At 66.9% G+C, this 13,088-nt stretch carries 14 protein-coding genes and 2 pseudogenes; 2 read left to right on the plus strand and 14 right to left on the minus strand.

Translation table 11 applies throughout. The features are described 5' to 3' along the window. Positions 1–246: 246 nt before the first annotated feature. The gene (locus AC1DKD_RS36110; RefSeq protein ID WP_477144359.1) at positions 247–1,809 is read right to left on the minus strand and encodes a class I adenylate-forming enzyme family protein; all 1,563 of its coding nucleotides are present in this window, start codon (positions 1,807–1,809) and stop codon (positions 247–249) included. A 259-nt stretch (positions 1,810–2,068) separates the two neighbouring features. Continuing rightward, positions 2,069–2,527, minus strand: a complete 459-nt coding sequence (locus AC1DKD_RS36115; RefSeq protein WP_428179531.1) for a PRC-barrel domain-containing protein — start codon at positions 2,525–2,527, stop codon at positions 2,069–2,071. 342 nt (positions 2,528–2,869) lie between these two features. On the opposite strand from AC1DKD_RS36115, the gene AC1DKD_RS36120 reads away from it, so the two are divergent. Next, positions 2,870–3,295 (plus strand): ElaB/YgaM/YqjD family protein, encoded by a 426-nt coding sequence (locus tag AC1DKD_RS36120; RefSeq protein ID WP_441633126.1) that lies wholly within the window; start codon positions 2,870–2,872, stop codon positions 3,293–3,295. Positions 3,296–3,347: 52 nt separating this feature from the next. On the opposite strand, the gene AC1DKD_RS36125 is transcribed toward AC1DKD_RS36120, so the two are convergent. The 9 genes from AC1DKD_RS36125 to AC1DKD_RS36165 all read right to left on the minus strand — a co-directional run bounded on the left by AC1DKD_RS36125 (position 3,348) and on the right by AC1DKD_RS36165 (position 10,573). After that, positions 3,348–3,659, minus strand: a complete 312-nt coding sequence (locus AC1DKD_RS36125; protein WP_045236571.1) for a Dabb family protein — start codon at positions 3,657–3,659, stop codon at positions 3,348–3,350. Between the two features lie 19 nt (positions 3,660–3,678). After that, positions 3,679–3,981, minus strand: coding sequence for a YciI family protein (locus AC1DKD_RS36130; protein ID WP_441633128.1), 303 nt, complete (start codon positions 3,979–3,981; stop codon positions 3,679–3,681). Between the two features lie 6 nt (positions 3,982–3,987). Continuing rightward, positions 3,988–4,893, minus strand: coding sequence for an intradiol ring-cleavage dioxygenase (locus tag AC1DKD_RS36135; RefSeq protein ID WP_441633130.1), 906 nt, complete (start codon positions 4,891–4,893; stop codon positions 3,988–3,990). A gap of 56 nt (positions 4,894–4,949) precedes the next feature. Beyond that, entirely contained in the window at positions 4,950–5,150 is a 201-nt protein-coding gene (locus AC1DKD_RS36140) for a hypothetical protein (protein ID WP_477144360.1), read from the minus strand. Beyond that, positions 5,134–5,592, minus strand: a complete 459-nt coding sequence (locus AC1DKD_RS36145; protein ID WP_477144361.1) for a sugar ABC transporter substrate-binding protein — start codon at positions 5,590–5,592, stop codon at positions 5,134–5,136. The genes AC1DKD_RS36140 and AC1DKD_RS36145 overlap by 17 nt, the downstream gene beginning before the upstream one ends. 75 nt (positions 5,593–5,667) lie before the next feature. Further along, a complete protein-coding gene (locus AC1DKD_RS36150) occupies positions 5,668–6,636 on the minus strand; it encodes an ABC transporter permease (protein WP_477104294.1) in 969 nt (322 codons plus the stop codon). After that, positions 6,633–7,589, minus strand: a complete 957-nt coding sequence (locus AC1DKD_RS36155; RefSeq protein ID WP_477144362.1) for an ABC transporter permease — start codon at positions 7,587–7,589, stop codon at positions 6,633–6,635. The genes AC1DKD_RS36150 and AC1DKD_RS36155 overlap by 4 nt, the downstream gene beginning before the upstream one ends. Then, on the minus strand, positions 7,582–9,090 hold the full coding sequence (locus AC1DKD_RS36160; RefSeq protein ID WP_441633137.1) for a sugar ABC transporter ATP-binding protein: 1,509 nt from the start codon (positions 9,088–9,090) through the stop codon (positions 7,582–7,584). The genes AC1DKD_RS36155 and AC1DKD_RS36160 overlap by 8 nt, the downstream gene beginning before the upstream one ends. Before the next feature lie 151 nt (positions 9,091–9,241). Then, positions 9,242–10,573, minus strand: coding sequence for an amidohydrolase family protein (locus AC1DKD_RS36165; protein WP_441633139.1), 1,332 nt, complete (start codon positions 10,571–10,573; stop codon positions 9,242–9,244). Between the two features lie 313 nt (positions 10,574–10,886). Between AC1DKD_RS36165 and AC1DKD_RS36170 the strand changes: the two genes are divergently transcribed. Further along, positions 10,887–11,801 carry a LysR family transcriptional regulator gene (locus AC1DKD_RS36170; RefSeq protein ID WP_045236578.1) on the plus strand — a complete coding sequence of 305 codons (915 nt, stop codon included), beginning with the start codon at positions 10,887–10,889 and terminating at the stop codon, positions 11,799–11,801. Between the two features lie 12 nt (positions 11,802–11,813). On the opposite strand, the gene AC1DKD_RS36175 is transcribed toward AC1DKD_RS36170, so the two are convergent. The 3 genes and pseudogenes from AC1DKD_RS36175 to AC1DKD_RS36185 all read right to left on the minus strand — a co-directional run. Next, a complete protein-coding gene (locus AC1DKD_RS36175; RefSeq protein WP_441633177.1) occupies positions 11,814–12,197 on the minus strand; it encodes an NAD-binding protein in 384 nt (127 codons plus the stop codon). Positions 12,198–12,230: 33 nt separating this feature from the next. Continuing rightward, positions 12,231–12,704, minus strand: a pseudogene (locus AC1DKD_RS36180) (NAD(P)-dependent oxidoreductase); the annotation flags it as partial. A gap of 51 nt (positions 12,705–12,755) precedes the next feature. Then, positions 12,756–13,088: pseudogene (locus AC1DKD_RS36185) on the minus strand (maleylacetate reductase); the annotation flags it as partial.

Here is a 13,088-nt window from a genome sequence, read left to right on the forward strand (position 1 = left end):
GCGGAAAAGAGGGGGCCATGTTTGAGCATCGCCTTAAGGCGATGTGAGTTTGGCCCCCGGCCGCTCTTTTCGCCTGCCGACGAGGAGGGKGTCGCCCCATCCGGCGCGCCTTTTTTGCCTACTTTTTTGGCAAGAGAAAAAAGTAGGTCGCCTCCCCGAAGGGGAGGTGAAACTGCCTTTGACTTTAAGGTTTTAAGCCTTTGACGTTAAAGCCCCTAACAACAGCCCCCGCCCCCCAAAAAAAACTCACTCCACCCCCCGCCCCTCCCCAAACCCATCCCTCAACTCCCTCTTAAGCACCTTCCCAATCGCACTCCGCGGCAGCCCCTCAACCAACTCCACCACAGCAAGCCGCTGCGTCTTCCCCACCTGCCCATTAGTCCAGGCCATCAAGTCCTCCCCCGACACCCCGGCCCCTTCCCTACGCACCACAAACGCCACCGGCGTCTCCCCCCATCGCTGCGATGGCACCCCTACCACGGCGCAGTCCACCACTTCGGGATGCTGCAGCAGAATGCCTTCGAGATCGCTGGGGTAGATATTGAAGCCGCCGCTGATGATCATGTCCTTCTTGCGGTCCATCAGCGTGAGGAAGCCATCTTCGTCAAAGCGGCCGACATCGCCGGTGCGGATAAAGAGCTTGCCGGTGGCGTCGCGCCATTCCGCGGCCGTGGTCTTTTCCGGCTGCTTGTGATAGCCCGCCATGATGATGTTGGAATGCCCGACAACCTCCCCGATCTCGCCCACGGCAACCTCGACGCCGTTGTCGTCGATCAGCCGGATGTCGTGCCCTTCCATCGGCTTGCCGACGGTATGGAGCTTGTTCGGGAATTCGTGCGCCGCCAGCACGCAACTGCCGCCGCCTTCGGTCATGCCGTAGTACTCCACCAGGCCGCCCGGCCAGCGCTTGAGGATCTCGCCCTTCAGCGCGGCCGCGAGCGGTGCGCTGGTGGAGAACTTCATCTTGAATGCCGACAGGTCGTATTCGCCGAAATCGCCGCGGGCCATCAGGCGCTGGTATTGCACCGGCACCAGCATGGTGTGCGTGACGCGATGCCGCGCCGCCAGTTCGAGATAGCGTTTCGCATCGAACTTTGGCATCAGCACCGCGGTGCCGCCCAGCGCCAGCGTGGGGATGAAACTCACCAGCGTGGTGTTGGAGTAAAGCGGCGTGGAGATCAGCGTGACCGCCTCGCGCCCGTAGCCGCCGCTTTCCTGGACACGGCGAATCTGGTTCCAGCGCAGGGCGTGGCCGTGCACGATGCCTTTTGGCGTTCCCGTCGTGCCCGACGAGTAGATGATGTTGAACACTTGCTCCGGCCTGACGGGATGCTCCCGCGGGCGGCTGCCTTGCGGCGCCAGCCAGGCTTCGAAGGACAGCCCGGCGGGCGCGCCGCCCAGGCCGACGAGCCGGGCCTGGATGTCGTCCCTGACCGGCGCGATCTCGCGCAGGACATCCGCATCGGCGAAGAGCAGCCGTGCATCGGAGTCCTGCACCATGCCCGCCAGGCTGGCCGGCGTGGAGGACGGCGCGAGCGGCACCAGGGCGACGCCGGCGCGCAGGCCGYCGATCAGGATCGCCGCGTACTCGACGGAAGCTGCCGCGCACACGGCAAGCGCAGCGCCGGGCTCCAGGCCGTCACGCTGCAATGCGGCCGCAACGCGGTCAACCAGTTCGTCGAATTCGGCATAGGTGAGCGAACGGCGGTCGTCGACCACCGCAACATGCCCGGGTTGCTCGGCCGCGTGCAGCCGGACGCAGCCGGCCAGGTTGCCAATCGGCTGCGCCAGAAGTTCTGTGATGCCCATGGGAATTTCCTGTCTCCACTTGACGTCGCGACCGGCCGTTCTGGAAGAGCGGCCGGTCGCGCGCAGATTTATTGTCCTGAACGGCCGGGCACCCGGCGTTCATCCATGTGCCCGCCGGTTTTACGGCTGGCCGGGGAGAATTCTCGCATGGACGCGGCAAGGCTGCCGCGGGTGATGCCCGGCGCGCGGCGGGACTGGGCGCATCCCCCGCACGCTTGCAGGAAAACAGGAACCTGTCGCGGCGCCTGATGCGCGGCGTTTAGAGCGGGCCACTATCCCCGATCCAGTATGGCGCGCGCCCATAGTACTCGTGCAGCGTGGCGCCCCACTGCGGGTCGGCCATGGACGGCCAGTTGTCCTTGTCGAAGCCCGGCGCGTCCTTGATCCGTTGCGCGGTCACGCCGATGCGGAAGCACTTCTCGTCGGCGTCCAGGGTGAGCGCGCCCCAGGGAATGGCGTGGAGGGTGTCGCCCATCCCGAGAAACCCGCCGCTGGTCAGCACCGCGTAGGCAATGCGGCCGCCACGTACGTCGAGCATGATCTCCGAAATCTTGCCGACATGCTCGCCGTCGGAGGAATAGACTTTGTCGCCTTCCAGCGTCGAGGCCGCCATGACGTCCGGGCCGGGGCCGTCGCCGATCCCGCCTCCGACAATGGCCGCGCCACGGCCGGCGGCGGTCGCGCCACGATTGAGTGCATTGCGATCGAGTTCATTCATGTTCGTCTCCTGATAAGGGTCGTGCCGAAGTGCGCGCAACGAACATGCCAGGACGGCGTTGCCGGCGGCATCGCCTTTCCGGCCTCCGGGTCACGGGAAGAATTACAAAGCCGGTAATTTTCCATGCCTTGCGCCGGCCCGGCGGCATGGCTGCCCACCGGCCTTGCCGGCGGCACGCGCGCCGCGTCACCAAGGCTGGCGCATGGCACGGAACATGCGCCGAGCATATGACCTCGCTTGCGCCGACCCAGGACGCGCAGGCGAATGAGCCGCCAGGTCCACGCTGCGTGCAGCGCACGCGGCACCCTCGCCCGAACGCCCCCCCTCTCAGGAGCACCACGAATGGAAACCCAAGGCAATACCCAATTCCCCGCCCAAAACGATTCGCCGGGTTTCGCCGGCAAGGTAGGCGCGGCAACCGCAAACGTCATGGACGCGGCTAAAGACGCCGGCAAACAGGTCGGCACGGTCGCACGGACCGAAGCCTACGGCCTGAAGCGGGAGCTCGATGACCTGATTGCCCGTATCCCCACCTTGTCGGGGGCTGCGCTGGATCAGGCCAAGGAAGAGTTCCTGAACAAGATGAACGCTACCCGGGACGCCGCGAAAGGCATTTCCGATAACGTGCGCCAGCAACTCTCCCAGCGCGCCGAAGACACCGCCGCCTACGTCAAGGCGCAACCCCTGCGCTCGATGGGCATAGCGGTCGGGGCCGGCATCATCCTGGGCCTGTGGATGTCCAACCGGAGCGGCCGCGCCACAGGCTGAAACCCGGACCACGCCCGCTTGCGCCCGGCCGGGCATCCCGTGCCGGGCGCCATCATGCGGACGCTTCGTAGTCCACCTGGTGCCGCGCGATGCGCAGGTCGCCAAGCTCGGCCTTCACGCGCAGGTGCTCCGGATGGCTGGCGTAGCCTTCCAGCGCCGATTGCGACTCGAACTCGGAGTACAGGACCACGTCGCAGGCGTAGTTGACCCTGCTGGCGTCCACGCCGACCTCCAGGTGGCGCAGTCCCGGGATCCGGCCGCGCAGCCCTTCGAAGGCAAGCTTCAGCCGGGCCACGCCGTCCTGCTTGTCCACTTCGGTTTCCCCGCGCAGGTTCCACATCACGATGTGTTTGACAATGGGCACGTCTCCTCCTTTCCGGATCTCAGGCCGGCGGAAAACCGGCCTTCTGCGGCCACAGGTTGGCAAAGGCATGGACGGTCGACTGCCCATACACACCGGCCTTGGTAAAGGGCTCGGCTTCCAGCCACGCCTGCGCTTCCGCCCGCGAGGCAAAGTCGATCACCAGCAGGCTGCCGACCATGGTGGCGCCGTCGTCGCCCAGCAGCGGGCCCGCAAAGGCGACGCTGCCCGCCCTGGCGCCCAGATAGGCCTTGTGCTCCGGGCGCACCCGGGCGCGCAGTTCGCCGGTGCCGGGCTTGTCGAGAAGATGGAATACAAACAACATGCGGGCTTACCTCCGTGTTGACGATGACGTTGACGATGAAGCCGGCGCCGACGGCGCCGGGTTGAGGATGAAATCGAAGTCCAGCGTGTAGAACGGCCTGGCGGATGCCGTACCGTCGGGCGCGATGCCGGGCTCATGCCGCACCCAGTCTCCGATCAGGGAACTGCGCACACCGAAGACCGCATCCGAATCCAGGTACTCGCCGCCCTCGCGGAACACATGGGTGATGAGCGTCTCGTACCCCGGTGCGGTGATCATGAAGTGCAGGTGGGCCGGGCGCCACGGGTGGCGGCCCATGGCGTCGAGCATGCGCCCCACCGGCCCGTCGTGCGGGATCGGATAGCACTCCGCGACGATCGACTTGAAGTGAAAGCCGCCGTTGGCGTCGGCGGTCAGCGCGCCGCGCCCCTGATGGCCGTCGCGCCCGCTCTGCTGCACGTCGTAGAAGCCATCGGAATCCGCCTGCCACACTTCCAGCCTGGCATGGGGCACCGCCTCGCCCGTCACGCTCCTGACCTGGCCGCTGACGTAACACGGCTCGCCGGTCATGCCGTTGCCCACATCGCCGCCCAGTTCATACTCCGGCGCGCCATCCACATAGAAGGGCCCGAACACCGTGGCCTCGGTGCAGCCGCGCGGCTTCTTGTGGTTCTGCGCCGTGACCAGCGTGGACAGGCCCAGCGTGTCGGACAGCAGGATGAACTCCTGCCGGCTGTCGGTGCAGGTATGGCCGATTTCGGTCAGGAACCTGATCCCTTCGGCCCATTCGGCCTCGGTGAGACGCACCTCGCGGGCAAAGGCGTGCAGATGCTGGACCAGGCTGGTCATGATCTCCTTGAGCCGCCCGTCCGGCATATCGGCGTGCCGCGCCAGCACCGCCTGGGTAATGGTTTCTTCGTCTAGATTGCGCATGGTGTCTGTTCTCTGGTTGTCGATCTGTCGATCGTCCGGGCGCCGGGCTGTGAATCTCAGGCCTTGGCCGCATCCTCCCAGCGCGGGCAGCTGCGCTTGCTCGCCGGGACATCGATCGATTGGTAGTTCGTCTTGTCCACCACCGTGGCCGGCAGCACGATGCTCTGGATGACCGGCATGCCGCGCAGCTTGCGAATGGCGGCCATCGTGCCCAGGCAGCCCTGGGCAAATCCATTGTAGTCACCGGTCGCGAGCAAGGTACCCGCCTTGATGGCATCGATCGCCTCCTGGGTGCCGTTGATGCCGGACACCAGTGCCTTGCGGTTGGCGCCCTGCAGCGCCTCGATGGCGCGTGACGTTGACCACCGGGATGTTCGCCGCGTTGATCTTCTTCACGCCCGGCCCCATCGCCTTGTAGTCCACCGGAACGAAGACGATGGCGTCGGCCTTCTTGACGATCACGTCTTCGACCTGGCTCATCTGTTCCGGGATGCTGTCCGGCTTGGTCGGGATGTAGTGGGTGACGCGGGCGTTCATGCTCTTGGCCGCCGCGTCCGCGCCCTGGCGCACCACCTGGAAGAACGGATTGGTCTGGTTCTTGGTGAATACCGCGATGCGCTCGCCGTCCGCGTGGGCCGGCGCCGCCAGCATGCCGAGGGCCAGCACGCCTGCCAGTTGTTTCAGGTTACGTAGGTTCATGTTGTCTCCTTGGTTTTTGATGAAGGGCCATGCGCGGCGGCGCCCGCCGCCGCGCCGGCAGGATTGCGGCCTGACTTACGGCCTGACACCCAGCCGCTTGCGCGACAGCGTGTCCAGGAATACCGCCAGCACGACGATCACGCCGGTCACCAGGGGCTGCCAGTTGGCGCTCACGGTCAGCAGGTTCATGCCGTTGAGCACCAGCGTCAGGATGATGGCGCCGACCAGCGTGCCGGATACGCGGCCCACGCCGCCGAACAGCGAGGTGCCGCCGATCAGCACCGCGGCAATGGCGGGCAGCGTCAAGGCCTCGCCGATGTCGCCCTCGGCCGAGTTGAGCCGGGCCAGGAACACCAGGCTGGCGATGCCGGCCATCGCGCCGCTCACCAGATACACCAGCACCAGCCGCCGCTTCACCGGAACGCCCGAAAGCCGGGCTGCCACGGGATTCGCGCCGATGGCGTAGATCTCCTGCCCGTAGACGGTCTTCTGCGACATGGCGGTGCCGGCCACCAGGAACAGCAGCATCAGGTAGACCGGGACCGGCACACCCAGCAAGTAGCCGCTGCCGATGGCGCGGAACGCCGGCGGAAAGCCATGGATGGTCTCGCCCGCCATGAACCAGTAGGTGACGCCGTGCAGCACCCACAACATGCCGTAGGTGGCAATGAAGGGCGGGATGCGCAGCATGGCCACCAGCAGCCCGTTGGCCAGGCCGATCAGCGCGCCGGTGCCAAGCCCCGCGCCCACGCCGAGCGTGGTCGATCCCGTGGCCTTCATCACGGTGGCCGCCACGCAGGCCGACATCGCCACATTGGCGCCCACCGACAGGTCCAGCCCGCCGGTGAGGATCACCAGCGTCACGCCGGATGCCAGCAGGAACAGCAGGCTGGCCTGGCGCAGCACATTGAGGATATTGCTCAGCGTCAGGAATGCGTCGGACGCCACGGCAAGCAGCAGGCACAGCAAACCGAGCGCAAACAGCCGGTAGGCAAACGAGCGGGCATCCGCCGAGAGTGGCGGGAACAGAGTCGCCGTGTTCATGCTTTCCCCTTGAAGGATTCGATCAGCAGCACCACCAGCACCAGCACGCCGATCGCCGCCACCTGCACCGACGACTGCACGCCGACGAGGTTGAGCCCGTTGCGCAGCACGCCCACCGCCAGCACGCCCAGCACCGTGCCGGGCAGCCAGCCGTTGCCGCGGTCGAAGGTGGTGCCGCCCACCGCCACCGCGGCGATGGCATCGAACTCCAGCCCGATGGCCGCCGTGGGATGCCCCGCGTTCATGCGTGCGGTGAGCAGCAGCGCGGCCACGCCGGCCATCAGCCCGCCCAGCACATACACCGCGATGAGACAGACATTGATGCGCACGCCGGAGAACTTGAGCGCCTCGCGGTTGCCGCCCAGCGCGAACACATAGGCGCCGAAGCGGGTGCGGTACAGCAGCCAGTGGAACAGGCCGTAGAACGCCACGGCGATCCAGATGGGAAAGGGAATGCCCAGCAGTTGCCCGGAATAGATCAGCGGGATGGTGTCGCCGATGCCCACCACGCTCTGGCCATCGGTGGCCACCAGCGCCAGGCCCTGCGCGGCGCCGAGCGTGCCGAGCGTCGCCACGAAGGGCGGAATCTCCAGYCACGACACCAGCGCGCCGTTGAGCAGCCCGAACGCCAGCCCGGTCAGGAGCGCCGCGCCCAGCGCGAGCGGCAGCGATCCGGTGGACACCATCACCATGGCCAGCACCACGCCGCACAGCGTCAGCACGGCGCCCATCGACAGGTCCAGGCCTTCGGTCATGATGATCAGCGTCATCGGCAAGGCGATCAGCAGCAGGATGGTGGATTGCGTGCCGATGTTCAGCAGGTTGTCCACGCTCAGGAAGCCCGAGCCCGTGGCGCTGAATACCAGCGAAAGCAGCAGCAGCACCCAGACCGAGCCGGGCAGCTTGCCGAACGGCCGGCCCGGCTGCCGCGGTAGTGCGTTGGTATCAAGCATCGTTCATCCCCAGTTGCAGAATGCGTTCTTCGGTCATCTCGCCATGCGCGACCTCGCCGGCGATACGGCCGCCGCGCATGACGTAGGTGCGGTCGCAGACATTGATGATTTCCGGCAGTTCGGAACTGATCAGCAGCACGCCCGCGCCCTGCCTGACCAGGCTGTCGATCAGCGCAAAGATCTCCGCCTTGGCGCCCACGTCGATGCCGCGCGTGGGCTCGTCGAAGATGAACAGCCTGGCTTGCGCCACCAGCCACTTGCCGATCACGATCTTCTGCTGGTTGCCGCCCGAGAGGAATTGCGCAAGCTGGTCGCCATCGGGCGTGGCGATGCGCAGCCGCGCGATCTCGCGCGCGGCCAGCGCCTCGGCCTTGTCGGCGCGATACCAGCGCGAGGGAAACGCGCGCCGCAGGCCGGCCAGCAGCAGGTTGTCCCGCACCGTGCGGATCAGCGCCAGCCCTTCGGACTTGCGGCTTTCCGGGATCAGCGCGGCGCCCAGTTCGCGGGCGCGGTCCGGCCCCCCGGCGAGCCGCTGGCCGAAAATCCTGATTTCGCCCTGCCGGATCGGGTCGGCGCCAAACACGGCGCGCGCCACTTCGCTGCGCCCCGATCCCACCAGCCCCGCCAGGCCGACGATCTCGCCGGCGCGCACTTGCAGGTTGATCTCCGTGATGCCGCTGTCAGCGCTGACGTTGCGCACATCGAGCGCCACCTCGCCCGGCTGCGCGCCGCGCTCGCGGCTATAGCTCATATCGACCTTGCGGCCCACCATGCGCGCCACCAGCTCGTCCGGCGAGGCGTCGCCGGGCAGGCAGGCGCCCACCTTGCGGCCGTCGCGCAGGATGGTGATGCGGTCGCCGAGTGCGAAGACCTCGGCCATGCGGTGCGAGATGTAGATCATCGAGACGCCATCCGCCTTCAGCCGTGCGATCACCGCGAACAGCTTCTCGGTCTCGCGGTCGGACAGCGCGGCGGTGGGTTCGTCCAGCACCAGGATGCGGGCGTTCTGCGACAGCGCCTTGGCGATCTCCACCATCTGCTGCTGCGCCACGCCCAGTTCATGCACCGGCGTGCGCGTGCTCACCTCCATGCCGAGGATGTCGAGGATGCGGCGCGCTTCGGCGTGCATTGCGGCGGTGTCGACGGAGCCGGGAATGCGGCCTGCGGGCTCGCGGCCGAGGAAGATGTTCTGCGCGATGTCCAGGTAGGGCACCAGCGAGAATTCCTGGAAAATCACCGCAATGCCGAGCCGCATGGTGTCGGCCGGGCTGGCGATCGTCACGGGGTTGCCCTCGTGATAGAACTCGCCGGCATCGGCCACATAGACGCCGCACAGGACTTTCATCAGCGATGACTTGCCGGCGCCGTTCTCGCCCAGCAGCATATGCACTTCGCCGGGATAGATGGTGAACGACACGTCGTCCAGCGCCTTCACGCCCGGAAAGTGCTTGCTGATTCCACGCATCTCGAACAGCGGCGTGATTTCCGTGATGGCGTTCATGATGCGAGCCTGTGGATCGCGCCGGCGCCGATGCCGCGCGTGGCAGGTTGTCGATGCATGGTCTCCTCCTTTTCTGGTTGGTGGTTCTTCAGGCGCTGGTGGCGGATTGATGCGGCCGCCGTCCCTTTCGCCCCGGGACATCCCTTGTTCCCTACCGCCCCGCCGCCAGCCGTTCGCCGGACTCGCGCAGCCTCTCAAGCTTGCCCGCCAGCCCGTCCACCAGCAGCCGCCCGTGGCGCTTGCGCGCCCGGCCCGCCACGAACACGCTGTCGATGTTGGCCAGGCTCGCCTGCATCACGATGGCGCTGACGGGGTCGTGCAGCGGCATCATGTTGAGCTTGCGCGCGTCGATCAGGACCAGGTCGGCCTGCTTGCCCACGGCCAGCGAGCCGATGCGGTCTTCCATGCCGAGCATTCGCGCGCCGGCCAGCGTGATCCAGTCCAGCGCGTCGCGGCAGCTCGCCGCATGGGTGGGGCCGATGTCACCGTGCTGTTGCCGGTAGGCGGCATGGTCCAGCGCACGCTGTACGCCCAGCGCAATCCGCGCGGCAATGAACATCTCGCCGGACAGACCCGATTCCAGGTCCACGCCAAGCGACGGCGCCGCGCCCAGCCGCATCAGCCGGCCGGTGATCGGGAAGCCATGGCCCTGCGTCAGTTCGTTCTCCGGCGTCACGGAGAAACTCATCCCCAGGCCGACGAAACGGGCAAGCTGTTCGTCCGTCAGGTTGTTGCCGTGCACGATATTGATATGCGGCCCGAGCAGCCCCGCCCGCTCCAGCCGCTCCCACCCATCCGGCGTGCGCGCGCTGCCGCCGCCCTGGTGCAGGCTGGCCAGCAGGCCGAACTCGCGCGCCAGGGCAAAGTCGTGCAGCGCCACGTCCAGCGTCGAGTAGTGCGGGCCCAGGATGGCCAGGCCGAGGCTAAGCAAGGACGAGCCTTGCAGCCGCTTTGACAAGCGCTCCACCTCGCTGCGCGGGTGCGGCATTTCCCAGAACGGCATGGCGCCGGGCTTGGGGTCGGGCTTGGGCGAGCCGTGCAGGAAGGCCGCGCGGATGCCGGACTGCGCCAGCGCGTCCAGCGCGGCATCGCTATGCGCCGGGGTGGGATTGTTATGGCACCAGTCCACCAGCGTGGTGGTGCCGCAGTCCAGCTGGTTCCAGGCGCCGGCGAGCGTGGCGATGCCAATGTCTTCCGGTGTGAAGCGCGTGGCCAGCCCCGCGTGCATCTGCCGGAAATACCCGGTCAGCGTCCAGCCGGAAGCCACCCCGCGCAGCGCGGTCTGCCAGGTGTGCATATGCGCGTTGACGAAGCCGGGCGCCGCGATAAAGCCGCGCGCGTCGATCCGTTCCGCGTCACCCGCGTCGATGCGCGGCGCGATCGCGGCGATGCGCTCGCCTTCGATCAGCAGGTCGCCGGTGAACTCGCCAAGGGTGGGCTCCATCGTGACCAGGGTCGCCCCGCTTACCAGGATGCGTGACATGAGCGCTGTCCTCCTTAACGCGAAAGGCAAACAAGACGCGGGGGACAAGCGAAGCGGAATGCGAGCATGGAATGGTCTCCTTGGCGCGGCGGCGCTGCCGGTATCCGGCGCGCCACTCTGGCTTTCTTCGGGTGGGCTGTCGTGCCGTGCGCATTCGCCGCCAGCGGCGGAATCAAGCACCTGACATCCGTTGGAACAAACTCTATACTCCCGGAAAACGGAAAAAAACGACGGATCAGGAAATCTTCTTTCCACCTGGCGAGGGAATCCGGCCAGGACAAGGGAGGAGAAGCCGCACACGGGGAGACGCAAGATGGACCGCTGGACCGAATTCGAACTGTTCGTTCAGATCGCCGAACTGGGCAGCATCACCAAGGCTGCCGAGAGCCTGGACATTTCCAATGCGGCGGCAAGCCGCTACCTCGCTTCGCTTGAGGAGCGCCTCTCGGCGCGGCTGATCGAGCGCAACACGCGGCGGCTGTACCTGACCGACGTGGGGCACGAGTTTTTCCGGCGCTGCAAGGGTGTGCTGGCGGAAATGAAAGAAGCGGAGGCGGCCGTGAACGCCAATGTGCTGGAGCCGGGCGGCACGCTGACCATCACCGCCTCGCTGTCGTTTTCCATGAAACACCTGGCGCCGCTGCTGCCCGACTTCACCGCGCTCTATCCGAAGGTGGACGTCAATATCCTCGCGGCCAACCGCTACTACGACATCATGGACAGCGGCATCGACCTGGCCATCCGCACCCGCGAGTTCGAGCCCGACTCCGGCCTCACGGTGCGCCGGCTGGCGGAGACGCGTCGCATCCTGGCCGCTTCGCCGCGCTACCTGGGCCGCATGGGCACGCCGCGCGAGGTCGAGGACCTGCTGCGCCACCAGATGCTGATCTACTCCTACGCGAACCGGCCGCACGAGATGACCTTCACCCGCAACGGCGAGGAGAAATCAGTCACGGTGCGCAGCAAGCTGGAGTCCAACGACGGCCAGGTGATACGCGCCGCCGCGCTGGAAGGCCTGGGCATCCTGGTGCAGCCCAAGTACATCGTCTATGACGATATCGTTGCCGGCCGGCTGATCCCGGTGCTGGACGACTGGGACCTGCCCCGGCTCACCATCAATATCGCCTTCCAGAGCCGACGCTACCTGGCCGCCAAGGTGCGCTTGTTCATCGATTTCCTGGTGGCGCACTTCGAGCGCATGGACTACGAGCGCAAATGGACATCGTGAGGCCGCCGCGCGCTAGGCACTCACCGCCGGCAGGCCGGCGGTGAGCCGCGCCGACTTGATCACCGCCGCGTAGTCGTCGGCGGCCATGCCCTGCGCCGCCGCGCCCTGCAGCATCTGGCCGAGCAGCGCCGTGAGCGACAACGGCACGCGCAAGCTGGCGCCGGCGTCCAGGATCAGCCCAACGTCCTTGAGCATCTGGTCCACGGTGAACGTCGGCGTGTAGTCGTTCTCCACCAGTTGCGCCGACTTGGCCTTGACGATAGGCGCGGCCACCGCGCTGGCGGTGATCACGGACCACATGTCCTGCCATTTGAGGCCGCCCTTGGCGCCCAGCGCCAGCGCTTCGGCAAGCATGCCGGAGGTCAGGCCGATCATCAGGTTCACCACCAGCTTCATCAGGCGGGCTTCCTCGGCTTCGCCGAGGTAGAACTGCGTCGGCCCCAGGGTTGCCAGCAACGGGCGCGCTATCTCGTACGCCGCCGCCGGACCGGAGACCAGCGCCGTCAGTTGCGCGGCTTCCGCCATCTTGTTGTTGCCCGATACCGTCACGCGCAGGTATTGGATGTTCCGCTGCGCCAACATGGCGGCAACGCGGGCGGACGCTTGCGGCGACACCGTGCTGGTATCGATATACAGCGTGCCCGGCGCGGCCAGTTCAGCCAGCCGGGCACCGACCGCCTCGAAGGCCGCGTCGTGCGGCAGGGAGCTGATTACGACATCCTTGCCGGCGATTGCCTCCGCCAGCGAGCCTGCCACCCCGAGCCCTGCCTGACGGGCAGCTTCCAGCACCGCGGGGGACTGGTCGAAGCCTTCGACCGAGTGGCCGGCCGCGGCCAGGTGGCGTCCCATGGGCAAGCCCATCTTGCCGGTTCCGATGAAGCCGATCTGCATGGTTTGTCTCCAGTTCGTTGTGTGCTTGGCGTGATTGCGCGGCGGTTGCGCGCCGGTTGCGTCTCAGTCCGGGCGCAGGCCTTCAAAGGCAGCCTGCAGCAATTCGCGAATCGGCGCGCTTTCGATGGGGCGCGGATTCCAGTAAGGGTTGGCCAGCGCGATTTCGGCGGCACGGTCCAGGTCCTCTCGTTTCATGCCGATATCGCGCAGCGCGGTGGCCGCGCCGTGGCGGGCAGCCAGGTCATGGAGCCCGCGCGCCGCTGAAATGTGCTCGCTGCCAAGGGCACGCCGGATCCTCGCCATCGCTTCCGGCGCGGCACCGGCGTTATAGGCCATGGCGTGCGGCAGCACGACCGTATGCGTTTCGGCATGCGGCAGGTTGAAGCTGCCGCCCAG

The sequence above is a fragment of the Cupriavidus sp. 05T313 genome (genome assembly GCF_056396665.1).

Bases quoted from the DNA above. Each gene is read 5' to 3' on its own strand.
- AC1DKD_RS36145 (WP_477144361.1), bottom strand. From the start codon at position 5,592: ATGAACCTACGTAACCTGAAACAACTGGCAGGCGTGCTGGCCCTCGGC.
- AC1DKD_RS36150 (WP_477104294.1), bottom strand. From the start codon at position 6,636: ATGAACACGGCGACTCTGTTCCCGCCACTCTCGGCGGATGCCCGCTCG.
- AC1DKD_RS36115 (WP_428179531.1), bottom strand. From the start codon at position 2,527: ATGAATGAACTCGATCGCAATGCACTCAATCGTGGCGCGACCGCCGCC.
- AC1DKD_RS36130 (WP_441633128.1), bottom strand. From the start codon at position 3,981: ATGTTGTTTGTATTCCATCTTCTCGACAAGCCCGGCACCGGCGAACTG.
- AC1DKD_RS36120 (WP_441633126.1), top strand. From the start codon at position 2,870: ATGGAAACCCAAGGCAATACCCAATTCCCCGCCCAAAACGATTCGCCG.
- AC1DKD_RS36165 (WP_441633139.1), bottom strand. From the start codon at position 10,573: ATGTCACGCATCCTGGTAAGCGGGGCGACCCTGGTCACGATGGAGCCC.
- AC1DKD_RS36160 (WP_441633137.1), bottom strand. From the start codon at position 9,090: ATGAACGCCATCACGGAAATCACGCCGCTGTTCGAGATGCGTGGAATC.
- AC1DKD_RS36175 (WP_441633177.1), bottom strand. From the start codon at position 12,197: ATGAAGCTGGTGGTGAACCTGATGATCGGCCTGACCTCCGGCATGCTT.
- AC1DKD_RS36135 (WP_441633130.1), bottom strand. From the start codon at position 4,893: ATGCGCAATCTAGACGAAGAAACCATTACCCAGGCGGTGCTGGCGCGG.
- AC1DKD_RS36170 (WP_045236578.1), top strand. From the start codon at position 10,887: ATGGACCGCTGGACCGAATTCGAACTGTTCGTTCAGATCGCCGAACTG.